We start from the raw sequence: 21,912 nt of genomic DNA, 5'->3' as shown, positions 1-21,912 counted from the left end.
GGGGCCGGGCGGGACCATGTTGTCCCGCCCGGCGCTCCGGTGGACGGATCCGCTCAGGCGGCTCCGCCGTTGCCCGCTCCCGCGCCCGACGCCGCCTTGATGCCCTTGACGATCTCGTCCAGGACGGACAGCTTCGGAGCGTCCTTGTTGATGTCGAAGCCCGACCGGACCACCACGAGCATGTCCTTGGAGGCGGGGGAGGGGAAGACCAGCGACTCCACGTAACCGTCGTCGCCCTTCTCCGTCACCACCTTCCAGCGCACCGCGTACCCCTTCTGGCCCGCCACGGTGACCGCCGCGGACTTGATCTCCTCGTGCGAGGTGATCCTGCCGTAGGACTCGCCGCCGTACGACTGCTCGGCGTTGACGGCGATGTCCTTCTTGGCCGCCTCCTCCGGTGTCCCGGCCGTGAGCTTCAGGGCCGCGGCGGGGGCCGAGGACACTCCTCCGCGTACACACGTCTCCGCGGTCCCGCCCGGGCAGGTGTGCTCACCCGTCGTCAGGCCGGCGCCGACCGGAGCGGACCTGCCCTTCCACCCCTTGGGCACCGGCAGGCTGATCCCCGCCGCCAGGTCCGTCGCATAGCCCGGCTCGGTCGGCGGGAGCTGCTCGCCGGGGCCTTGGGCGCCACCGTCCTCCTCGCCGCCACCGTCGCCGCCGCCCTTGCCTCCGTCGTCGGGCGCGCCCGATTCCTCCGGGGCGGACGGGGTCCCGGACGGTGAGGCGACCGCGATGCCCGGCCGGCCGCCGTCCTCGCGCAGCAGGTACATCCCGCCCCCGATCGCGGCGAGCACCACCGCACCGACGGTCATGCCGACGCCGATACGGATCCCCCGGCGACGGACCGCGGCCGGTGACGGGCGGACGTGGCCCGTCCACTGAGCTCCGTCCCACCAGCGTTCCTGGTCGGGGCCTTTACCTGAATACCCGGGATCTGGATGCCAGCCGGGCGGGGTCATCTGGGTCACGGGTGCACCTTATGCGGGCCGGGTGAGAATCGTATGAACCGACCGCGAGGCGACGGCGTGTGCGCATCCCGCCGTCACGGCTCGATCAGGCCCGCGCGGATCGCGTACCGGGTGAGCTCCAGACGGTCGCGCAGCCCGAGCTTGTGGAGCAGGTTGGCGCGGTGCCGCTCCACGGTCTTGACGCTGATGACCAGCAACTCGGCGATCTCCTTGGAGGAGTGCCCCTCGGCCACGAGCTTGAGGATCTCCTCCTCGCGCTCGGTGATCGCCCGCGCCGGGAGGTCCTCGCCGTCCTTGGCCCGGTCGAGGAAGTTCCGGATGAGCGCCGTGACCGCGCCCGGATAGAGGAACGGCTCGTCGCGCATCGCCGCCCGGCAGGCCTCCACCAGATCCCGGTCGGCGACCGACTTGAGGACGTACCCGGCCGCCCCGGCCTTCAACGCCTCGAAGAAGTACTGCTCGTTGTCGTACATCGTCAGCATCAGGATGCGCAGGCCCGGCAGGACGCGGGAGAGCTCACGCGCCGCCTGCAATCCCGTCAGCCGGGGCATCGCGATGTCCAGGATGGCCAGATCCGGCCGCTCGGCGCGTGCCATCTCGATGGCCTCGGCGCCGTCGCCCGCCTCGGCCACGACCGTCAGGTCCGGCTCGCCGTCGAGGATCAGCCGGACCCCTCGGCGTACCAACGCGTGGTCGTCCGCCAGCAGGATCCGCGTCGGCGCTGCGGGTCCCCGGGAGGGGGACGGGGTGGAGAGAGGCATGGTCACCGGCTTTCGTTCCGGACGGGCACATCGAGACGTACTTCGGTACCGCCCTCCGGCCCCGGGCCGAGGAACAGTTCGGCGCCGATCAGCAGGGCGCGCTCGCGCATCCCGCGCAGTCCAGCCCCCTCGGGCGTGTCCCCGAGGCCCCGGCCGTCGTCGCGGATGCGCAGCTCCACGCCGCAGGGGCTGCGGAGCAGGGAGAGTGCGAGCCGGGAGGCACCGGCGTGACGGACCGTGTTGGTGAGCGCCTCCTGCGCGATCCGGTAGATGACCAGCTCGGCCTCGGCGTCCAGTTCCGGCAGGTCCTTGCCCGTCTGCCGGCTGATCGTCAGGCCGTCGGGCGTCGGCGTCTCGGTGATCAGAGCCGTCAGCGCGCTGACCAGACCCAGCTCCTCCAGCACTCCGGGACGCAGCCGGCGCGCGATCCGGCGGATCTCGTCCAGGGAGCCCCGGGTGATCTCCTGGACCTGCCGCAGCTCGCCGCGGAGCGGCTCTGGGGCGTGGTCGGCGACGCGCTTCAGTTCGAGGAGAACGGCGGTGAGCGTCTGCCCGACCTCGTCGTGGAGCTCCTGCGCCACCCGGCGGCGTTCGGCCTCCTGGGCGGAGAGCGCGCGGGCGCTGCTGGTGGCGCGTTCGGCCTCCAGCCGGTCGAGCATCGTGTTGAACGTCTCGATCAGGGCGGCGATCTCGCCGTGCCCGGCCACCTCCGGGCGCGGGCTCGGGCGCAGCAGGTCGGTCGTCGTCATCGCCCGGGTGACCCGCTGGAGAGGAAAGAGGCCGAGCCGGAGCAGGGCCGCGTTGGCGGCCAGCATGAAGGCGATCCCGCCGGTCAGGATCACCGCCTCGGTGAGCAGGACCGGCGTGGAGATGGTGATCGGGCCGAGCAGCAGCAGGGCACCCGCGGCGACCAGCACAGCGGCGTTGAGCAGAAAGATCCGCCAGAACAGGGACAAGGGAGCACGGCCTCCATCGGACGTCGAGCGGTTGCGGGCGGTGGCGAGGGTTCAAGGAGCGTCGGGTTGTGGTCGAGCACCTGGTTGGTGTCGGGCCTCGGTCGGCGTTGACGTGGGCCTCGACAGCCTCCACTATCGTCGCTGCGCGCGAGAAACACGCTGTCGCCCCGATGCCCCACCTGCGCCGATGGGAGGGCGCGCGGCTCACCGCGCATCTGCATGGTGCACACCCCTCGATATGGGTGCTGCCCCCGATGGTCCTCCCGGACGCTCCCGCCGATCATGAAATCAGGGCCCGGGGGGCCCTGCCTGTGCCGCATCACGGGGCCGGCGCCGCAGGGACCGAGAGGTCTCCGTACCGGGAGGGAGACACCATGCCCACGTACGACGAACAGCTGCGCGCCCTGGAGGAGCAGCTGCATCGCGACGACCCCGGTTTCGCGGCGGCGATGGCCGACGGCACCCCGCGCAGCCCCCGTGAGTACCGCCGCCGCAACGCCTGGCTGGCGATGGCCTTCGGGCTCACCGCCCTGGGCATGGGGATCGCCATCGGCCACGGCCTGCTGATCGCCACGGGTCTGGTGGTGTCGGGAGCGGCCGCCCACCTCTTCGACCCGCAGCGCGGTCGCCGGCACGGCAAGGACATCCCCGGCACCCTCCAGAACCCCGGCACCCGCGAAAACCCGGACGCCCCCGGAAACCCGCGAACCCCCTGACACGCGGCGCCCGCACCGCCGCATCCGCCGGCCCCGCCGCACGGGCCGACGAAGGCCCCGACCGCCGAACCGGTCGGGGCCTTCGTGCGCTGTCGCCCGTGTACCGCCTTCATATGCGCGCCGTACGCGTTGTGCGCGGGGTGCGCTCGGAGCGGGTAACCGGTGCGGCCGCTGATCCGGCCCGTTCCTGGCGTGCGCTGAGCCCGTGCTTGGGCTGAGCCACGTATGGTCCGACCATGGAAACCTCGTAGCGAACTGTCAGCCGTGAACCGAGAACCCGACGGTGGAGGCCCCATGCGCATCGGACTCTTCGCCACCTGCCTGGGCGACACGCTCTTCCCCGACGCGGTGCGCTCCACCGCCGTCCTGCTCGCGCGCCTGGGCCATGAGGTGGTGTTCCCGCCGGAGCAGACGTGCTGCGGACAGATGCACATCAACACCGGCTACCAGCGCGAACCCGTGCCACTGGTCCGGAACTTCGCCGAGCAGTTCGGTGACGCCTCCATCGACGCGGTGGTCGTGCCGTCCGGCTCGTGTGCCGGATCGGTCCGCCACCAGCACGCGATCGTCGCGGACCGCTACGGGGATGCCGGGCTTCGGGCCGGGGTCGCGACCGTCGCGGCGAAGACGTACGAGCTCTCCGAACTCCTCGTGGACGTGCTCGGTGTGACGGGCGTCGGCGCCTACTTCCCGCACCGGGTGACGTACCACCCGACCTGCCACTCACTGCGGATGCTGCGCGTCGGCGACAGACCGCTCCGGCTGCTGCGTGCCGTGGACTCCATCGACCTCGTCGAGCTGCCCGGCGCCGACTCCTGCTGCGGGTTCGGCGGGACCTTCGCGCTGAAGAACGCCGAGACCTCCACCGCGATGCTCCACGACAAGCTGGCCGGCATCGCCGCCACCGGGGCCGAGGTCTGCACCGCGGGCGACTCCTCCTGCCTGATGCACATCGGCGGCGGCCTCTCCCGTACCCGCTCCGGCACCCGCACCCTCCACCTCGCCCGGATCCTCGCCGCCACCCGCGCCACCCCCGACGTCCTGACGGAGGCCGCCGCCGTATGAGCACCTTCCTCGGCATGCCCGCCCGGCCGCCCCACGCTCCGTACGGCACCGGCAACCTGCGCGGCGACGAGCCCTTCCCCCGCGCCGCCCACCAGGAGCTGGGCAACGGGCAACTGCGCCGCAATCTCGCCAAGGCCACCACCACCATCCGCGCCAAACGGCTGAGCGTCACCGGTGAGCTCCCCGACTGGGAGGCCCTGCGCGAGGCCGGGTCCGCCATCAAGACCGACGCGATGAACCGGCTGCCGGAACTCCTGGAACAGCTGGAACGCGAGGTCACCGAGCACGGCGGCACCGTCCACTGGGCCCGCGACGGCGCCGAGGCCAACGAGATCGTCGCCCGGCTGGTGAAGGCCACCGGCAGCGACGAGGTCATCAAGGTCAAGTCGATGGCCACCCAGGAGATCGGGCTCAACGAGCACCTGGAGTCGGTCGGCATCACTCCGTACGAGACCGACCTCGCCGAACTCATCGTGCAGCTCGCCCACGACAAGCCCTCCCACATCCTGGTGCCCGCGATCCACCGCAACCGGGACGAGATCCGGCAGATCTTCCTCGACCGCATCCCCGGCGTCGACCCGGAACTGGACAACGTCCCGGCCCACCTCGCGGCGGCCGCACGCGCCTATCTGCGCGAGAAGTTCATGACGACGAAGGTCGCCGTCTCCGGTGCCAACTTCGGCGTCGCAGAGACCGGCACCCTCTCCGTCGTCGAGTCCGAGGGCAACGGCCGCATGTGCCTCACCCTCCCCGACACGCTGATCACCGTGATGGGCATCGAGAAGGTGCTGCCGCGCTACCAGGACCTGGAGGTCTTCCTCCAACTGCTGCCGCGTTCCTCAACTGGTGAACGCATGAACCCTTACACCTCGTTGTGGACCGGAGTGACCCCCGGCGACGGCCCGCAGAACTTCCATCTGGTGCTGCTCGACAACGGGCGTACGGCCGCGCTCGCCGACGCGATCGGACGCGCGGCGCTCAACTGCATCCGTTGCTCGGCCTGCCTCAACGTCTGTCCGGTCTACGAACGGACCGGCGGCCACGCCTACGGTTCGACCTATCCCGGTCCGATCGGTGCCGTCCTCACCCCGCAGCTCGCCGGGATGCATGCGGCCGCCGACGACCCCAACAGCTCGCTGCCCTATGCCTCCAGCCTCTGCGGAGCCTGTTTCGACGCCTGCCCGGTGAAGATCGACATTCCCTCCCTGCTGGTGGAGCTGCGTCACCAGCACACCGAACAGACCGGCACCACGCCGGAGAAACTGGCGATGAAGGCGGCCGCCGCCGTGATGAAGCGGCCCGCGCTGTACACGGGTGCGCAGAAGGCGGCCGGCCTCGGCCGCGCGGTCGCCGGACGCGACGGGACGATCTCCCGGCTGCCCCCACCGTTCAGCGGCTGGAGCGACAACCGCGACATCGCGGCCCCGCCCCGGCAGACCTTCCGCGCCTGGTTCGCCTCGGACGAAGGCAGGGCCGCGCTCCGGTCCGCCGCCGCAGAACACGGCCAGGGCCGGGACCGGGTGGAACGAGAACGGGACCGGGACGAGGGCGAACGCGATCCGGGCCACCGAGGGGACGGGACGACATGACCACGGCCCGCGACACCGTGCTCGGCCGGGTCCGTGACGCCATGGCCCTGGCTCCGGCGCCCGCCACCGTCGTACCGCGCGCCTACCGCACCGGCCGGGTCCTGCCCGACGCCGAACGCCTAGCCCTCTTCAGCGACCGGCTCCGCGACTACAAGGCCGAGGTCCACCGCTGCACCGCCGACCGTACGGCGCAGCTCGTCGCCGATGTGCTGCGCGACCACGGCGCCCGCCGGATCGGTGTGCCGGCCGGGCTGGATCCGCGCTGGCTCGACGCGTACGACGGCGAGGTGGGCCAGGACGCGGCGGACATCCCCGCACCTCGACTGGACTCCCTGCACGCGGTGGTGACCGCATCCGCCGCCGGCTGCGCCGAGACCGGCACGATCTTCCTGGACGGCTCGCCCGACCAGGGCCGCCGAGCGCTGTCCCTCGTCCCCGATCTGCACCTCTGCGTCGTCGACCTCTCCTCCGTCGAGGCCGGAGTGCCCGAGGCGGTGGCCCGGCTGGTGCCCGAGCGGCCGACCACGCTGATCAGCGGCCCTTCGGCCACCTCGGACATCGAGCTGGAACGGGTGGAGGGCGTGCACGGCCCCCGCACCCTGGTGGTGGTGATCCGTACCGACAGGTGACCGGGCCGCGGTCGCCGCCCAGCCGTGGCCACCACCTTGCCGTGGTCGCAACCTGTCTGTGGTCTTCACCTTGCTACGGTCCGACCTCCACGTGGTCCACCGCGACCGCCCCCCGGCCGAAGACGATCCGCGTCCGCGCGCCATTCTCCGCCCACCCGACCTCGACCACCGCCTCACCGCCCGGACCGGTCCGTCGTACGTCCACCGCGTCCACGAGCGGCGCCAGCGGCCCGGCCTCCGGCTGCGCCGTGAGTGAGGCGAGGGCCACCAGCACCACGTTCCCCGTCACGTCGGCCGCGGCCAGCCGAGGCAGCACCGCCCAGCGAGTGAACGCCGTGCCTTGCGGGGCCCGTACCTCTTCCGGAGCCTCCCAGCCGTGGAGGCCGTACAGCTGGGAGCGGACCGGGCCGCCGGGCTCCGTCGCCCAGCCGGTCAGTTCGGCCCGTGCCCCGTCCGGCGCCCCCAGGACCCGGTGCACCCGCAGTTCGTAGCGGCCCCGTGCCACCGTCAGGCTCTCCACCCGGAGCCCGGGGACGGTGGAGGGGCCTGACGGGAACACGGGCACGTGCCAGGACCCGGCCCAGCCCCAGCCCTCGCCGTGGCCGGCACCGAGCGGACGGATGCGGCGCCTGGTGCTGCGTACGCCGTCGACCGTCACCGACAGGTGGTTGTCCGCGGGGTTCGCCGCCGAGGTCGGGCCGGTCACGGTGGAGTAGGCGAGCCGGGCGTAGTGCGGGTCCGCGTCGGCCGCCGACTCGCCCTCGTCCGGGCGGACATGGTCGCTGCCGTGGTTGTGCATCCGCACCACACCGTCCGCCCCTGTCGACTGGACCAGCAAGCCGGGCGCCGGTACGGAGAGCACCCGGTCCGAGTCCTCGCTCGGGGCCGCCTCCTCCACCGACGTCCATAGCGGGTGTCCGGCCGGGGCCAGCAGCGCCACGAACGCCTTCGACGCCCAGTAGGGCGACGCGGGACCGGAATAGGACTGCAGCGTCGCCGGGTGCGCGCCGTGCCAGCCGAGGCTCAGCAGTCCGTCACCGCCGCTCGCACCCCGCTCCAGGAAGTACCGCACCGCCCCGTTGACCAGCCGGCGGGACACGCCCGGCGCGAGCGGGGTGTGCCCGGTCACCGCGCCCAGCCCCACAGCCGCGCCCGCCGCGAACCGGTAGGTGAGCGAGCGCCCGAAGTACAGCGGAGCCCCGTCGCCGCCGAACATCAGCGAGAAGCTCTCCAGATGCTCACGCAGCCGCGCCCCGTGGCGCGCGGACTCCCCTCCGCCGCCTGCGAGATGGGCATCCAGCACCGGATACAGGTGCAGCGCCCAGCCGTTGTAGTGGTCGAAGGCGCGCCCGTCCCCGTCGGCGTACCAGCCGTCGCCCCGGTACCAGCCCTCCAGCAGTTCCAGCGCCCGCTCCCGCGCCCGGGCCGTCTCCGCGTCCCCGCGCCCCACCGACTCCAGGAAGCCGGCGACCGTGTACGGGAAGAGGTACCAGTTGTTGCCCGCCGGAACGTGGCGCAGCGCGCCCCGCAGCCACAGCTCCGCCCGGTCCCGCACCTCGTCCGACAGCCGCTCCCAGAGCCAGGGCCGGGTCAGCCGCAGCCCGAGCGCGACGGACGCGGACTCCACCATGGGCTGCCCCCGCACCTGGTGGTCCAGGATGACCGGCCAGGACTCCGCGTCGTCCCGCCCGGGCGTACGCGTCCCGGCCGCGAGCCCTCGCGCGTACCGGTCCAGCCAGCCGTGCGGATCCTGCCCCGCTGCCCCGGCGACCCGGAAGGCGGCCGCCAGGAAGGTCCGCGCGTACCCCTCGAGCCCGTCGGAGCGCACGCCGGAGTGCGACGGAGGACCGGGCAGGTCCAGCAGGGCCCCGCCGGGGGTGGCCCACTGCCAGGCGGCGTGCAGCAACCCGTCGGCGGCGGCCTCCCAGTGCGCTCGCGTGTACCCGGTGTACGGGCTCGACGCCCGGTCCTCCGGAGGCAGTTCGAAGGGCGGGGAGCGGAAGGTCGTCATACGGGGAGGCCAGGCCCTTCGTGGTGGACACGGTCGGCACGGCAGATCCTGATCGAGTGATCACGAGCGGTCAAGAGAGCGAGGGGAAGCCGGCGAAAGCGATCAGAATGATCAGCGTTCAGCGATCAGCCCCCCGGAACGGCCACATCTACATAGGGCCCCGGGCTCAGGGCAGCAGCAGCCAGTCCGCGCCGACAGCCGCCAGCAGACCGGCCCCGAGCAGCCAGCTGCCGAGCCGCGTCCGGCCGTTCCTGCTGAGCTCGATCACCAGGCCGCAGAGGATGAGCGCGAGCCCGTACACGCCGACGACCAGCACCGACGACCGGCTCGCGATCCGCAGGGCGAGGACCACGCCCATGGCCACCATGCCCACGGACGAGAGGACGACCCGCAGCTGCCGAGCCTGCCGTGGCGTCAGTCTCTTCCCTGCCACGGGCTCGGCCCCGGCATCGACCTCAGCCCCGGCCCCACCTTCGTCCGGGCGCTCGGTTTCGGCCGTCTTGTCGGGGTGCCCGGCGTGCTCGGCATCCGCAGCATCCGCGGCGTTCTTGGCGTCCTTGCCGCCGTCCACGCCGCCGGTCACGTTCTCGGCGGGCTCCGCCACCGCGGTCTCGGCTATCGGGGTGTCGGTGTCCCGGTTCCGGCCCTCGCGCCGGTCCCGGTCCTGGTCCTGGTCAGAAGTGCTCATGGAGCCGGATCGTAAGGGATGCGCGGCAGGCCCGTTCCCGGACCCGCTCGTTCGGCCACCGGTGCGGGCCATGAGCCCCTCGCCGGCTACCCGAGCAGCCGCGGCGCCTCGACCGCCGCGTCCACCGGGCGCCCCGCATCCACGCGACCCGCCAACTCCCCGGCCCAGTCGACCAGTCCGCCGACCCTGATCCCGTACGGCAGGGGATCGGCGTACCGACGGACCTCACCGTACGAGGTGAGCGCGCCCGCGCCCCGCCGCAGCAGCCGCGCGCCGCCCGCCGAGTTGCCGCGCGCCGCGTGCGTCAGCCCCACGGCCAGCTGCGCCAGCCCCCGCCACAGCTCACGCTCGCGCTCCGGCCCCGACTTCCAGGCGTCCTCGAACACCTCGTGGGCATGGAACGGCATCCCCGCGTCCAGCAGCCGCTGCGCCTCCCGGAGCGTCTCGTCCGGCGTGCGGACGACGCCCTCGGGCTGTCGCTCGACGCCGGGTGCTCCGTACGGCAGTGGCCGCCCCAGCCCGTCCCGGGGGCGCGCATTGCGCGCCCGGCCCTCGGTGTCGCGGTCCCTGTGCGTCTCGTTCACTCCTCGATTGTGCCCCGCACCTGCGGGGAATCGGCCGAACCCTGTCGGTGAGCACCCGCGCGCGACTAGGCTCGACTGTCGTCACTGCATGCCATTTGGGGAAGGGTGGGCATGAAGCCGTCCCGGCCGTTGTACGAGCGTGAACCGGAACTCGCCGCCGCCGCGAGGGCGGTGGACGATCTGTGCGGAGCGCAGGCCGTCGGCGGGCTCCTGGTCTTCAGCGGGGAGGCGGGGCTCGGGAAGACGGCCCTGCTCGCCGAGATCCGGGCGATGGCCGCCGACCGCTGCACGATCTGGTCCGCCCGGGGCGGTGAGACCGTCACCTCCGTGCCGTTCCACGTCGTACGGCAGTTGCTGCAGCCCGCGCTCGACCAGTTCCCGCCCGACGAGAAGCGGGCCCTGTTCGGCGACTGGTACGACACCACGGCGCCCGCGCTCGGACTGGCCGAGCCCAGCGGCCCGCAGCCCGACCCGCAAGGTGTCCGCGACGGCCTCGACTACGTCGTCGCCCGGCTCGCCTCCCGTCTCAGCCACCGGCCGTTACTGCTCCTGGTCGACGACGCCCACTGGGCGGACGGCGAATCCCTCTCCTGGCTGGCCTCGTTCACCGCCCGCCTCGGTGAACTCCCCTTGCTCGTCGTCCAGGCGTACCGGCCGCAGGAAATGGCCGAACGCAACGCGAGCTACGTCGCTGACCGCGAGGCGGAACGCGGCTCCGACGGCCAGAGCGCGATCACCCGGGTCGCCCTGCGGGCGCTGACCCCGGACGCCACCGCCGAACTGGCCCGCGCGGCTCTGGGCGAACACGCGGACGACCCGTTCTGCCGCGAGGTCTGGGCCGTCACCGGCGGGAATCCCTACGAGGCGGTCGAGCTGGTCGCCAAGGTCCAGGACCAGGAGCTGGCCCCGGTCGAGGAATCGGCCGGGCAGCTGCGGGAGCTGGGCGCCTCGGCCCGGGGCAGCGGGCTCGTCGCCCGGCTGGAGCGGCTCGGCACCAACGCCAACCGGTTCGCGTGGGCCGCCGCCGTGCTCGGCACCGACATCTCCCAGGAGCTGGCCGCCACGCTCGCCGGAATGAGCTCGGCGGAGGCCGCCGACTGCACGGCCCGGCTGCGTGACGCCCGTATCGTCAGCGGTTTCGACCCGCTGGAGTTCGTCCACCCGCTGATCGCCACCGCCGTCTACCGCTCGATCCCGCCGGCCACCCGCACCGCGATGCACGGCCGCGCCGCCTGGGCCATCACCCGGGCCGGCCTCGGCGCCGCGGCCGCCTCCCGCCACCTGCTGGAGGTCCACCCGGACGACGACCAGGAACTGGTCGCCCAGCTCCGCGAAGCCGCCGGCCAGCACCTCGCTGTCGGCGCCCCCGAAGCGGCCAGGCGCTGCCTGGAACGCGCCCTGGAGGAGCCGCCCCGCCCGAAGGACCGCGCCGTCCTGCTGTACGAGCTCGGCTGTGCCACCCTGCTCAGCTCCCCGCCCACCACGGTCCAGCACCTGCGGGCGGCCCTGGACATGCCCGGCCTCGACGACGGCCTGCGGGTCGACGCCACGTTCCGGCTCGCCGCCGCGCTCGCCCACAACAACCAGCTCAAGGACGCGGCGCTCTCGCTGGCCGCCGAGGCGGCCCGTACGGCGCCGGGCCCCGGCCTGATGCGGCTGCAGGCTGCGCACTTCATGTGGGAGGGTATGCAGGCCACCGAGGACGACGGCCCGGCCCGCTCCCGCCGCCTCACCCGCAACGCCGACCACCTCAAGGGCCGCGACAACTCCGAACGGGCCCTGCTCACCCTGCGGGCCTTCGACGCTATGCTGCGCGGCGAGAACGCCCAGCTCATCGTCGACCTCTGCGAACGCGCCCTGATCGACGGCAGCCCCGCCCGCGGCCTCGGCTGGACCGACTCCGAGTGGGGCTTCGAACTGCCCACCATGGTCGGCATCACCTACACCTTCACCGACCAGCTCGACCGGGCCGAGAGCCTCTTCGGCGAAGCGGTTCGGGCGTTCGAGATCTCCGGCTGGAGCGGCGCCCACCTGGCGTTCGCGCACACCCTGCTCGGCATGGTCCACCGCCGGCGCGGCCGTCTCGCGGAGGCCGAGGGCTTCCTGAGCGAAGGGCTCCGCCTCGCCGACCGCGTCGGCTCCGGCCTGCCCGTCCACTGGGACGCGGCATGCCTGCTCATCGACACGCTGCTGGCCCGGGGCCGTACGGAGGAGGCCCGCAAGATCGCCGACCGCTACCACTTCGGACCGCCCTACCCCAGCGCCATGGTCCTGCCGGACGGCCCGTGCATCCTGGGCCGCCTGCTGCTGGCCGAGGGCCGCAAGGAGGAAGCGATCGCCGAACTCGAAGCGGCGGGCGCGGCCCTGGAGTCACGCGAACGCTTCAACGGCATCTGGGCACCGTGGGCCGGCGACCTCGCCCGAGCCCTGGCGGACGACGACCCGGCCCGCGCGGCCCACCTCGCGACCCGCGCCCGGGTGCACGCGGAACGGTTCGGCACGGACACCGCCATCGGTGAAGCCCTGCGCTGCGTCTCGCTCTTCGCACCGCCCGAGGAGGCGGAGCAGCTCCTCGCCGACGCCGTCCGACACCTGGAGCGGTCCTCCTCCGCCTACGAGCACGCGCTCGCCCGCGTCGACTACGGCATCGCGATCGGCTCCCACCGCGAACTGGCCCGGGCCCAGAAGCAGGCCATGGCCTGCGGAGCCGAAGGCCTGGCGGCCCGCGCCCAGCGGGCACGGACGTCGATCCGGTCCTCGGAGTGAGGTAATGTTTGTCCTGCGCGACCGCCCCGGGAAACCGGGCGGAATCGCATCGGGACGTGGCGCAGCTTGGTAGCGCACTTGACTGGGGGTCAAGGGGTCGCAGGTTCAAATCCTGTCGTCCCGACTCGTGAGAGTCGTAGACCGTAGGGCCGGATCGATATTCTGATCCGGCCCTACGGTCTTTTCTTTTCTGTTGTTGCTACTCCTGGACCGGTGTTCCGGTGCTCCTCACCGCGTAGTCGGGCAGTCGGTACCCCAGTTCCTCCAGACGATCGGCAACGGCGTGCGGGTGCAGTTTCAGGATGGTGGCAGCGCGCGCGACGTGAACGAGGGAGACGGCTTGGCCGTAGGAGAGCCAGGGGGGTTCTGCGTCGAGGTCGCGGCTGACGAGATGCAGATCGGTCGGCCCCACCTCGCGGGGACTGGTGGCGGGCAGGTGATACCCGTAGTCCATCAGGCGGGACGCCACGTGCTCGGTGGAACACCCGAGCATCTGCGCGGTCAGAGGGATGTGGGCCGGATGGACTGTCTGTTCGGGGAGGAGCCATGGTGCGCGCCCATCCCGGTCGCGGCTGAGTATGTGCAGGTCACTATGGCTGGTCGCCGGCAGTGGACGCGTCGGAACCTTGTATCCGAGAGCGACCAGTCGGGCGGTGGCCTCTTCGACGGAACGCCCCGTTGCTCTGGCGGCCTGGATGATGTGCGCGGGTAGGCAGGCTTCCCCAGGGTTGAGCCACCGGTCGCGGGCGCGTGTGTCCGTGCCGATGAGCTGGATGTCATCAGCGGAAAGCTGAGGCAAGGGAGGAGCGGGCACCGAGAACCCGAGCGCCGCGAGTCGGGCTGCGACGTCCGCGGTCGAGCGGCTCGTCCTGGTGGCCGCCATCGCGATGTGTGCCGGATCGACCGGCGCTCCATAGGGGAGCCAGGGGGACGTTCCATCCAGGTCGAGGCTGAGGATGCGCAGGTCACCGGGCTCCCGAGACGTTACCGGGTGTACCGGGGTGCTGTAGCCGAGTGCTGCCAGGCGGTCGGTGATGTGCTCAGGGGAATGCTCCGCCATGTCGGCAGCCCGGATGATCTGAGCGGGATGGACGACTTCTTCGAGAGGAAGCCAGGGAGCCTGCCCGTTGAGGTTGGTGCTCGTGAGCCGTACGTCGTCCGCGTTCCACTCGGGAAACGGGGGAGCGGGCACGGAGAATCCCAGTTCACCCAGACGGGAGGCTACGTCCTCTACGGATCGTCCTATCCTGGCCGCCACCGTGGTAAGCAGCCCCATGCTCACCGAGGAACTCTCCTGAAAAACTGACCCGAACCACGGTGAGTGGCTCCACGGTGTCCAATCGGGCATGAGCATCAAAGTGTCTGACGGCATGGGGAGCGGGTGGGGTGAGACGCCGTCTGTGATAAATCCGGGAAAGAGTCCGGCGTCGGCGAGAGGGCGAAGCCTGAACGCTTCTGCCCCTACGGGTGCCGAGGAGAACTTCAGCAGGTTATCGGCTGCGGCGGTGGAAAATCCGAGACTTTCGTCCGCCGCGAAGAATCCTGATCTGGTGATGTCCACTTCACGGCCGGCGATCCGCCACGGGGCGAAGCGGCCGCGCACCGCTTCCGCGAAGATCTTGTCGGCGATGTCCGGGCTGTCCCAGACGAAGCCCTCAAGCCATCTCGGCTCGAACAGTCCGGATTCCTCGGCCAGCAACGTGGGGATTTCCTGCCGGAGCAGCAGATCGACCTCCGCCATGTTGAGGTCGATGATCCGCCGCCGGTCGATGGTGAGTCGCGGAGTCCGGTCACCCGACAGATTGACCACGGCCCCGAACAGGCTCTCGCCTGCCCAAATACCGTCTGCGAGCACGGCGCCCCCGCTGTTGCACCACCAGACGGCAGGTGTGGACGTGGCCACCGTGCGCGCTCCTGCCTCCCGAGCAGCGTCCTCGGAGTGGGCATCGTAGCCCCCCAAGGGAGCCACGCCCGAGAGGACGTTCGGCGTCCACACCGTAGGCTCTGCCTCGCCCTCCCTGGCCGTGACCTCGAACTCGGACAGCCAGAGAATGCGCCGCAGCACATCGACGCAGGATGTGACATCGGGCGACCGGAGTCTGAGGCGAACGCTCGTGTAGGCCTCGGCGCAGCGGTCCAGGGGCTGGATGCGGAAGAGCGAGCCCGGCCCCGCGATCTCCACACGGAGTTGCTGGCCCGGCAGACCGTCGGGGGTCAGACGGCAGGTCGTGACGGTGATGTCGTCCGCCAGCATGAAGTAGCTGAGCACCCCCACACCGAACTGGCTGTTGGGATGCATCGTGATTCCGTGTTCCTCCCAGCGCGCCCGCTCCTCGATGTACTCCGGCAGGTCCGCGAAGCGCATGCCGGCGTGCGAGAAGACGTCCCGCAGCTCGACCTCGCCCATGCCGATCCCGTTGTCACGGCACTCCAGGTAGGGTCCTGCCGCGTCGACCCCTTGGGTGAAGGAGATCCTCCCCTTGTACGGTGCGGTCTCGGAGCCCGTGGCGCGCAGGTACCGGGTCCGTGCATCGCGGTACCGGCAGGCGTCCAGGGCGTTCTGGTACAGCTCGCGGATCGCGAGCGCGGGGTCCCCGTACAGCTCCTCGCCCATCAGCAGTTCCTGGATGCGGTCGTCCGCCAGCCGGAAGCGGAGTTCGGTCGACGCGTAGACCGGTCGCCCGCCCGCTTCGATCGCGGGGGTCACCTGGTCGGCGGTGACGTGCAGCGGGAGGTTGCGCAGCAAGGCCGGGCGTTCCTCGTCGCCGGTGCTGATGTCGATCCGGGCCAGGCGTGTGTCCAGCGCAGCGGCGTGCTGGCGCAGGCCGAGGTCGACCGCCAGGTGGTCGCACGTCGCGCTGAGGATCCGCGTCCGTCCGTTCGAGTCCCACCGCACGTTCTCCAGGGTGTTGTGCAGGCCCGGAAGGTCCACGGCATAGCCGATGCCGATGTGGTCGACGACCAGTTCGGACAGGGTGACGGGGTCGATGGCGAAGAGATGGGCGATGCGCAGCATCTCGGCGAGCTGGTGGACCCGGACACGCTGGGCGGTCTCAGCCACTCCCACGTTCCGGGGCCTGGCCTTCCCCTCGTCCTGCGGCCGGGGAAGCTGGGGCGCGCGCAGGAGTTGGGCCACCAGCCCGGGCTCCAGGACCTCTTCGACGAGGCGCTTCTCCCGGGGCGAACGCTTGCCCAGCGGAACGGCCAGGTCGTCCAGCAGGGTTTCCACGGAGGAAGGCTCGTACAGTCTGGGTTGCCTGATGAGCCAGCGGTGGAAGAGCCACCAGCCGATGGCGTCCGACGCGCCTTTTCCGGAGTTGCGCAGCGCCCTGCGTACCAGCCGGGGATATCCCCGCAGGAATCGCTCGTACCCGCGCCGGGCCGAGGACGTGCTCTGGGCGTCGGTGAGGTTGGTGGGCTCGACCGAGTGGTACCGCCTCATGTTCCGCTTCCAGAACACGGCGTGGAGGTAGGGATGCGTCACGAGGAGGAACACCTCGGCGGCGGAGAGTTCCAGCTCCTCGGGGCGCAGGCTGCTGTCGAGCAGCAGGCTGTCGGTCCACTCCGCCACACGGTCGGTGTAGGACGGCGAATGCCATGGGTCTGCGGCGAGCTCTGTCTCCTCGCGCGCGGTCGCGCTCGCGGCCCGGGCCACGAGGGCTGTCGCGGTGTCGCGGAGCAGGGACAGGCCGCGCTCGTCGGCGACGTAGTTCCACAAGGGGTGGTCGCGGGCAGCGGTCACCCATTCGTGGTCCTCCAGAACGGATGCCGGTGTGGAACTGCTCTGGTCCTGCGGGCTGCCCGTGAACGCACGGTTGCTCGCGAGCACGATCTGGTGGCCGAGGTCCCTGGTACTCATCCTCGGCTGGGGGACACGTAAGTCCTCCACGGCTCTGTTCTGCAACCGGCCGTGCAGAGCGTTGAAGATGTCGGTCATGGTGAGCTCGGGCAGGTGCTCGCCTTGGCGCCCGCCGCTCAGCTCACCGGCCAGGCCCTCCCTGAGCAGGGCTGTGAGCTCCAGGGTGAAAACGCTGCCCTCGGGCAGGCACAAGGAGCGTTCCGTCTCCGCTGCGGAGGTGAGGACACATGCCCCGGTGATCTCCATGTCCAGCTGCGTCGGTGCCGTCTCGTCCGACATGGGCAGAGCACGGCCGCTGAAGCAGCAGTCGACGATGACCACCTTGCGCTGGGCGGCTGATCCGGACACGAGGTCACGGACGTCGTTGTACTTCACCGAGTGGTAGGCCCGCCGGACGCTCGATGCCCGGGTGGCGAGGTGGAAAGTCCGGTCCCGGCCTCCGAAGTGTCCGTGTCCCGCGTAGTAGACCAGCAGGAGGTCGGTGGCCTCGGCGGCGGCGTCGTGCAGGGCGTCGAGTAATTCCTGCGGCGACGCTCCGTGCGGTACCTCCGTGCAGTCCTCTTCCGCCAGTCCGCCGACGTCCTTGCTGGTGAGAAGCGGGAGCAGGGCCGGCACGTTGTGCTTTACGCCGTCGAGGGCGGACAGCTCGTCGTACGCGTGGACGCCGAACAACACCGCCCTGGACCGGCCCGCGCCGGAGGTCACGCGTCTGCCTCCGGTGGCGGGGCGTCACCGAGGCGGCGGAGCAACTCCGCCAGTTCCTCGGGTGAGAGGTGACCGATGTCGACCGTGCTGTCGCCGTGCACCAGGCGACTGCCGCCGCCCCCGTCGTCCGCGCCGGTTCCCGGCCCGCCATCACGCCTGACCGAGCGCCAGGTCACGTAGGCCAGAGCGAAGTTCGCGATCTCGACCGCGTTCCCGAGGAGGATGTCGAGCGCCTCCAAGGTGTTCATGGTGGGGCCCTGGCCTCCGACGGCCGAGACCTTCAGCCTGGCAGTGCCCGGGTCCTCGGCCAGCCATGTCTGAAGGTCTACGAGGGCTTCCTCGTCGCCGTCCCCAGCAATGCGAAACTTCATCCCCACCGTCCCCGTGCCCATGCGGCTGTGCCAGTGGGCGTGAGTTTATCCACGGCTGGGTGTGTCGAGGAGGTATCGCGACAATTCGTGGTAACCACTTGGGTCGCGTCCGGCTGCCCACCGGCCCGCCGGACGTGTCAGGCCAGAAGCTTCGCCTTCGCCCGCTCGTACTCGTCCTCGTTGATGGCGCCCTTCTCCTTGAGCTCGGCGAGCTTCGCCAGATCGTTCACATGGCCGGTGGAGCCGGAGGAGCCCTCGCTGTTCGCGGCCTCCCTCACGTACTGCCGGAAGGCCGCCTCCGAATCCTTCACCGCCTTGGCGTCGCGCTCGTGCATGCTGCGGCCGCGCACGATCAGGTAGATCAGGACGCCCAGGTAGGGCAGGAGGATGACGAAGATCAGCCAGCCCGCCTTGGCCCAGCCGTTCAGCGTGTGGTCGCGGAAGAGGTCCGTGATCACCTTGAACAGCAGGAAGAACCACATGACCCAGAGGAACAGGTACAGCATGGTCAGGAAGAGGTTCAGGAGCGGGTAATCGTCCATGGGGCCAACTCCGTTCGCGCGGATGGTCCCTCATTCATACGCTTGGTCCCTTTTCTCCGCATCCGTAGCCGGACCATCAGGACCCTGATCAGCGCCGCTCTCCGGCTCCGCCGATCCGCAGGAGGTGCGCCGGCGGATGGGTGAGGCCGAGGTCCGGGCGCCAGGCCGCCAGGATCTGGGCCGACGGGTCGAACAGCGGTGTGGGCAGCTCCTCGGGTGCGGTCCACCGCCAGGCGCTGATCAGGTGCGGCTCGGTCACCTCGGGGATGCCGGAGTGCAGGCGTACGAGGGCGGCCATACTGATCCGGTTGATCCCGCCGATCACGTCGTGGACCATCGCGAAGACGTCCACCGCGCCCTCGTCCACGGTGAGACCGGTCTCCTCGCGCAGCTCACGGGCGGCGGCCGCCGCGACCGACTCGTGCGTCGGGTCGACCTTGCCGCCGGGCAGCTCCCACGTACCGCTGTGGTGCCGTCCCAGGAGCACCCGCCCCTGCTCGTCCTCGACGATCACCCCGACCCCGAGGGCGGCCTGTGCCGTGGGCGGGCGGCTGTTGCGGGAGGGGCCGGTGAGGGGGTCGGTGGTCTCGGTGGCCATGGTGCTGGGTCTCCGCTCTCCGGGGCGTCTTACGGGTCGGTGGGTAGGGAACACCGTAACGACACCGAGCCCCTGGTCCCGCTCAGACCACCAGGCGCAGAGCGGTCGCCGAGATGCCCAGCCGTACGCTCTGACCCCAGGTGAGCTCCAGCGCGTCGGACTCCATCCCGTCCCCGAAGACGACGATCCGGTCCGACTCCACGGTGAGCCGCAGCCCTTGGTCCCGGCCCAGTTCGCCGGAGACCAGCGAGGTGCCGGTGGCCGGGGACGGCCAGGCCTCGCGGACGAACCAGAGGAGGCGGGGGTCGCACGGCGCGGGCAGGGGTGCGGTGGAGCCGCGCTCCAGCCACAGCGAGCGAAGCCAGCCGGTGGCGCCCGTTCCGGTGCCGACGAGAACCCCTGAGGAGGCCTGCGCCTCGCCCGGGGAGCCGTCGCCGTCGGGGGCCAGACGGTAGCGGGCCGTCTGGTGGCCGGGCGGGCCCAGGTAGATCTCGTTGAGCGCGACCAGCCGCTGCGTGTCGTCGGCGACCGCCTCGACCATCGTCAGCGCCTCCACCGTGGAGCCGGCCGCCGTCGCCGCTCGCAGCAGGGCGGCCGCGTCGGTACGGCGGTGGCGGACCAGGACGCCGGGGTTGCGGCCGGGATCGGTGTCGATGCCCACCACCGGCTGCCCGGACAGGTACTTCGCCGCGTTGGCGACCAGCCCGTCCTGGCCGACCACGACCACCACGTCCTCCGGCGCGAAGAGGAACCGGTCCAGATCCGCCCGCTCCACCCGGCTGGAGCGCCAGGTGAGCGGCACGGCCGCCGCCACCTCCCGCAGGGCCTCCTGGGTACGGTGGTGGCGCCGGGCCACCTCGTCGATCGAGCGGCCCCGGCTGGAGAGGAAGAACGCGGCCTGACCGTGCGTTCCGTGCCGGGCGAGCAGCTCCTCGTACTCCGTCCTGCGGTGGACGAGCACCGCCCGGGGCGCCAGGCTCACGCTCCCGCACCGCCTTCCGCGCGGCCGAGCTTGGCGAGCAGGCCGGTGAGGACGTCGGGGGAGAGGGTGAGGCTCTCGATGCGCGGCACGTTCTCCGCGAGCCGGGTCGCCGCCAGCGCGTGCAGCGTGGCCGGATCGACCTCGCCGTGCACCCGCAGCCAGGCCGCCTGCGCCTCGGCGCGCGCCGCACCCGTCTCGCGCGCCGCTTCTGCCTCCGCACGCGCCAGGCGCACCTTGCGCGCCGCCTCGGCCTCCGTCCGTACGCCGTCGGCAGCGGCCTTCTCCTCGGCCTCGCGGCGGGCGTTGGTGCCGCGCTGGTCGACCAGCTGTTCCTCGCGCCGGGCCAGTTCGATCTGGCTGGCCAGCTCGTTCTCGGCGATGGTGCGCTCGCGCTCGACGGCCACCGCGCGCCGCTCGTACGTGGCCCGGTCCGCCTCCTGCTGGATCTGCTCGCGCGCCGGCGTGCGCAGGGCGCGCTCGACCTCGGCCTCGGGGCGGATCGCGACGACGCGCACGGCCACCACGTCGATGCCGGTGGCCGGGAGCCTCGGCTCGGCGGCGAGACCGGTGGCGACCCGTTCCCGTACCGAGGCGACCCCGTCCACCAGGGCCGCCGCCAGCGGAGTGCGGGCCAGGACGTCCAGCGTGTGCTGCTGCGCGGTCTCGGTGAGCAGTGTGGCGATCTGCTCCAGCGGCGCGCTGCGCCAGTTCCCGGTGTCCGGGTCCACGGAGAAGTCCAGCCGGTCGGCCGCCAGCGCCGGGTCGCTGACCCGGTAGGTGACGGTGGCCTGCACGGTGACGTCCTGGAAGTCCGCCGTACGGGCGTGGAACGCCATGGCCAGCTCCCGGTCGTCCACCGGCACCTCGGAGAGCGCCGCCGACAGCGACCGGTACCAGAAGCTGAGCCCCCGGCCGTCGTGGGTCAGCTTGCCGCGCTTGTGGTGGCGGATGTGGGCGGTCGGCGCGGAGCGCAGATGCCGCCAGCCGAAGCGGCGGGTGATGTCGGCCATGGGTCCCCCTGGGAGTCGGACTCGTACACGGATTCGTAGCGAACCGGTACGTGGATCCGCACGTGGATGCGTACGCGATCTCGTCATTACGACGATAAGGGGTGGAGGTCTATATGGTCAAGGTGACGAGAAGGGGATCCGGCCGGCGCTCCCGCGGACCAGGTCCCTGGCCGGGATCTCGCCGCCTCCGTGCACCGCCAGGTCGGCGCCGTTGACGTACGAGGAGTGCGGTCCGGCGAGCCAGAGGCAGGCGTGGGCCACATCCGCCGGGGTCGCCAGGCGGCCCATGGGGATGATGCCGGCGACCGTGGCGCCCTCGTCCGCGCCGTAGCGCTCGCTCGCCTCCGCGGTGCGGATGAGGCCGGCGGTGATGTGGTTCACCCGGACCTTCGGCGCCCACTCCAGGGCCAGGGCCCGGGTCAGGCCGAGCAGTCCCGCCTTCGCCGCGGAGTAGGCGGCGGTGCCTGGTTGCGGGTCGTGCGCGGAGACGCTGCCGATGTTGATCACCGCGCCGCCCTCCGGCTGCTCCCGCATGACCAGGTTGGCGGCCTGCGCCACGTAGAAGGGTGCGAGGAGGTTGAGGGCGACGACCTTCTCGACGAAGCGGGGCGAGGCGGTGGCCGCGTCGGCGTCGGGGGAGCCGCCCGCGTTGTTGACGAGGGCGTCGAGCCGGCCGAACCGCTCGGCGGCGGCCGTGACCAGCTGGGCCGCCGCCGCCGGGTCCCGGACGTCCGTGGAGCGGAATGCGGCGGTCCGGCCGGCCGACGACGGCAGCGCGGCGGGTGCGGTACGGCCGCAGACCATGACCTCCGCGCCCGCCGCCAGGAAGGCCTCCGCGATGGTCGCGCCGATGCCCTTGGTGCCGCCGGTGACGATCACCGCCCGCCCGGTGAAGTCGATCGGGTCGCTCAGCTCCATGCGTCCGCCTCCCGTGTGCGTGGACGCGGAATCTACCAATCGCTTGTTAGGCGCGATAGGGCTGCGGGTGCCCGGAGACACGGCCGGGGGGGGGGGGGGGGCCGGGTCCCCCGCCCCCCCCCCGCCCGGGCCCCGCCCCCCCCCCCCCCCCCCCCCCCCCCCCCCCCCCCCCCCCCCCCCCCCCCCAGCCCCCC

Annotated in this window: 18 protein-coding genes and 1 tRNA gene; 6 read left to right on the top strand and 13 right to left on the bottom strand. The window is 71.8% G+C overall.

What is annotated here, in order from left to right:
• Nucleotides 1-53: 53 nt before the first annotated feature.
• The 3 genes from ACIRR8_RS14640 to ACIRR8_RS14630 form a co-directional block, all read right to left on the bottom strand.
• The gene (locus tag ACIRR8_RS14640) at nt 54-959 is read right to left on the bottom strand and encodes a DUF2510 domain-containing protein (protein ID WP_404064325.1); all 906 of its coding nucleotides are present in this window, start codon (nt 957-959) and stop codon (nt 54-56) included.
• Nucleotides 960-1,042: 83 nt separating this feature from the next.
• On the bottom strand, nt 1,043-1,729 hold the full coding sequence (locus ACIRR8_RS14635) for a response regulator (protein WP_404064322.1): 687 nt from the start codon (nt 1,727-1,729) through the stop codon (nt 1,043-1,045).
• 2 nt (nt 1,730-1,731) lie between these two features.
• Complete coding sequence (locus ACIRR8_RS14630) at nt 1,732-2,685, bottom strand: HAMP domain-containing sensor histidine kinase (RefSeq protein ID WP_404063713.1); 954 nt, start codon at nt 2,683-2,685, stop codon at nt 1,732-1,734.
• Nucleotides 2,686-3,059: 374 nt separating this feature from the next.
• Between ACIRR8_RS14630 and ACIRR8_RS14625 the strand changes: the two genes are divergently transcribed.
• The 4 genes from ACIRR8_RS14625 to ACIRR8_RS14610 all read left to right on the top strand — a co-directional run bounded on the left by ACIRR8_RS14625 (nt 3,060) and on the right by ACIRR8_RS14610 (nt 6,684).
• Nucleotides 3,060-3,401, top strand: a complete 342-nt coding sequence (locus tag ACIRR8_RS14625; protein WP_404063710.1) for a DUF3040 domain-containing protein — start codon at nt 3,060-3,062, stop codon at nt 3,399-3,401.
• 294 nt (nt 3,402-3,695) lie between these two features.
• Nucleotides 3,696-4,466: a (Fe-S)-binding protein gene (locus tag ACIRR8_RS14620; RefSeq protein ID WP_404063707.1), complete on the top strand. Its 771-nt coding sequence runs from the start codon at nt 3,696-3,698 to the stop codon at nt 4,464-4,466.
• Entirely contained in the window at nt 4,463-6,055 is a 1,593-nt protein-coding gene (locus ACIRR8_RS14615) for a lactate utilization protein B (protein ID WP_404063704.1), read from the top strand. Before ACIRR8_RS14620 ends, ACIRR8_RS14615 begins: the two co-directional genes overlap by 4 nt.
• Nucleotides 6,052-6,684, top strand: a complete 633-nt coding sequence (locus tag ACIRR8_RS14610; protein ID WP_404063701.1) for a lactate utilization protein C — start codon at nt 6,052-6,054, stop codon at nt 6,682-6,684. The genes ACIRR8_RS14615 and ACIRR8_RS14610 overlap by 4 nt, the downstream gene beginning before the upstream one ends.
• 73 nt (nt 6,685-6,757) lie before the next feature.
• Here ACIRR8_RS14610 and ACIRR8_RS14605 read toward each other — a convergent pair whose 3' ends face one another.
• From ACIRR8_RS14605 to ACIRR8_RS14595, 3 genes are all read right to left on the bottom strand, one after another.
• Nucleotides 6,758-8,695, bottom strand: a complete 1,938-nt coding sequence (locus ACIRR8_RS14605) for a DUF2264 domain-containing protein (protein WP_404063698.1) — start codon at nt 8,693-8,695, stop codon at nt 6,758-6,760.
• Nucleotides 8,696-8,861: 166 nt separating this feature from the next.
• A complete protein-coding gene (locus tag ACIRR8_RS14600; protein WP_404063695.1) occupies nt 8,862-9,383 on the bottom strand; it encodes a hypothetical protein in 522 nt (173 codons plus the stop codon).
• Nucleotides 9,384-9,469: 86 nt separating this feature from the next.
• Entirely contained in the window at nt 9,470-9,967 is a 498-nt protein-coding gene (locus ACIRR8_RS14595) for a DUF309 domain-containing protein (RefSeq protein ID WP_404063693.1), read from the bottom strand.
• 111 nt (nt 9,968-10,078) lie between these two features.
• On the opposite strand from ACIRR8_RS14595, the gene ACIRR8_RS14590 reads away from it, so the two are divergent.
• Together ACIRR8_RS14590 and ACIRR8_RS14585 are read left to right on the top strand one after the other, a co-directional pair.
• The gene (locus tag ACIRR8_RS14590; protein WP_404063690.1) at nt 10,079-12,733 is read left to right on the top strand and encodes an ATP-binding protein; all 2,655 of its coding nucleotides are present in this window, start codon (nt 10,079-10,081) and stop codon (nt 12,731-12,733) included.
• A gap of 50 nt (nt 12,734-12,783) precedes the next feature.
• Nucleotides 12,784-12,857 (top strand) — tRNA-Pro (locus ACIRR8_RS14585).
• A gap of 75 nt (nt 12,858-12,932) precedes the next feature.
• On the opposite strand, the gene ACIRR8_RS14580 is transcribed toward ACIRR8_RS14585, so the two are convergent.
• The 7 genes from ACIRR8_RS14580 to ACIRR8_RS14550 form a co-directional block, all read right to left on the bottom strand.
• Nucleotides 12,933-17,297, bottom strand: a complete 4,365-nt coding sequence (locus ACIRR8_RS14580) for a caspase family protein (protein WP_404063687.1) — start codon at nt 17,295-17,297, stop codon at nt 12,933-12,935.
• Nucleotides 17,294-17,668, bottom strand: coding sequence for a hypothetical protein (locus ACIRR8_RS14575; protein ID WP_404063684.1), 375 nt, complete (start codon nt 17,666-17,668; stop codon nt 17,294-17,296). The genes ACIRR8_RS14580 and ACIRR8_RS14575 overlap by 4 nt, the downstream gene beginning before the upstream one ends.
• 137 nt (nt 17,669-17,805) lie before the next feature.
• Complete coding sequence (locus ACIRR8_RS14570; protein WP_404063681.1) at nt 17,806-18,210, bottom strand: SHOCT domain-containing protein; 405 nt, start codon at nt 18,208-18,210, stop codon at nt 17,806-17,808.
• A gap of 88 nt (nt 18,211-18,298) precedes the next feature.
• Nucleotides 18,299-18,808: an NUDIX hydrolase gene (locus tag ACIRR8_RS14565; RefSeq protein ID WP_404063678.1), complete on the bottom strand. Its 510-nt coding sequence runs from the start codon at nt 18,806-18,808 to the stop codon at nt 18,299-18,301.
• A gap of 82 nt (nt 18,809-18,890) precedes the next feature.
• Complete coding sequence (locus ACIRR8_RS14560) at nt 18,891-19,790, bottom strand: hypothetical protein (RefSeq protein WP_404063675.1); 900 nt, start codon at nt 19,788-19,790, stop codon at nt 18,891-18,893.
• Nucleotides 19,787-20,800, bottom strand: coding sequence for an SPFH domain-containing protein (locus ACIRR8_RS14555; RefSeq protein WP_404063673.1), 1,014 nt, complete (start codon nt 20,798-20,800; stop codon nt 19,787-19,789). The genes ACIRR8_RS14560 and ACIRR8_RS14555 overlap by 4 nt, the downstream gene beginning before the upstream one ends.
• Nucleotides 20,801-20,917: 117 nt before the next feature.
• Nucleotides 20,918-21,718, bottom strand: a complete 801-nt coding sequence (locus ACIRR8_RS14550; protein ID WP_404063670.1) for an SDR family oxidoreductase — start codon at nt 21,716-21,718, stop codon at nt 20,918-20,920.
• Nucleotides 21,719-21,912: the final 194 nt, after the last annotated feature.

The sequence above is a fragment of the Streptomyces sp. NPDC101178 genome (genome assembly GCF_044767965.1).
GTDB lineage: Bacteria > Actinomycetota > Actinomycetes > Streptomycetales > Streptomycetaceae > Streptomyces.
This window is presented reverse-complemented; position numbering and strand designations above follow the sequence as displayed.

What these genes read in the sequence shown, in the direction of transcription:
- ACIRR8_RS14550 (WP_404063670.1), bottom strand. Translation starts at nt 21,718, where the DNA reads ATGGAGCTGAGCGACCCGATCGACTTCACCGGGCGGGCGGTGATCGTC.
- ACIRR8_RS14605 (WP_404063698.1), bottom strand. Translation starts at nt 8,695, where the DNA reads ATGACGACCTTCCGCTCCCCGCCCTTCGAACTGCCTCCGGAGGACCGG.
- ACIRR8_RS14555 (WP_404063673.1), bottom strand. Translation starts at nt 20,800, where the DNA reads ATGGCCGACATCACCCGCCGCTTCGGCTGGCGGCATCTGCGCTCCGCG.
- ACIRR8_RS14610 (WP_404063701.1), top strand. Translation starts at nt 6,052, where the DNA reads ATGACCACGGCCCGCGACACCGTGCTCGGCCGGGTCCGTGACGCCATG.
- ACIRR8_RS14635 (WP_404064322.1), bottom strand. Translation starts at nt 1,729, where the DNA reads ATGCCTCTCTCCACCCCGTCCCCCTCCCGGGGACCCGCAGCGCCGACG.
- ACIRR8_RS14620 (WP_404063707.1), top strand. Translation starts at nt 3,696, where the DNA reads ATGCGCATCGGACTCTTCGCCACCTGCCTGGGCGACACGCTCTTCCCC.
- ACIRR8_RS14615 (WP_404063704.1), top strand. Translation starts at nt 4,463, where the DNA reads ATGAGCACCTTCCTCGGCATGCCCGCCCGGCCGCCCCACGCTCCGTAC.
- ACIRR8_RS14600 (WP_404063695.1), bottom strand. Translation starts at nt 9,383, where the DNA reads ATGAGCACTTCTGACCAGGACCAGGACCGGGACCGGCGCGAGGGCCGG.
- ACIRR8_RS14575 (WP_404063684.1), bottom strand. Translation starts at nt 17,668, where the DNA reads ATGAAGTTTCGCATTGCTGGGGACGGCGACGAGGAAGCCCTCGTAGAC.
- ACIRR8_RS14570 (WP_404063681.1), bottom strand. Translation starts at nt 18,210, where the DNA reads ATGGACGATTACCCGCTCCTGAACCTCTTCCTGACCATGCTGTACCTG.
- ACIRR8_RS14565 (WP_404063678.1), bottom strand. Translation starts at nt 18,808, where the DNA reads ATGGCCACCGAGACCACCGACCCCCTCACCGGCCCCTCCCGCAACAGC.
- ACIRR8_RS14590 (WP_404063690.1), top strand. Translation starts at nt 10,079, where the DNA reads ATGAAGCCGTCCCGGCCGTTGTACGAGCGTGAACCGGAACTCGCCGCC.
- ACIRR8_RS14640 (WP_404064325.1), bottom strand. Translation starts at nt 959, where the DNA reads ATGACCCCGCCCGGCTGGCATCCAGATCCCGGGTATTCAGGTAAAGGC.
- ACIRR8_RS14625 (WP_404063710.1), top strand. Translation starts at nt 3,060, where the DNA reads ATGCCCACGTACGACGAACAGCTGCGCGCCCTGGAGGAGCAGCTGCAT.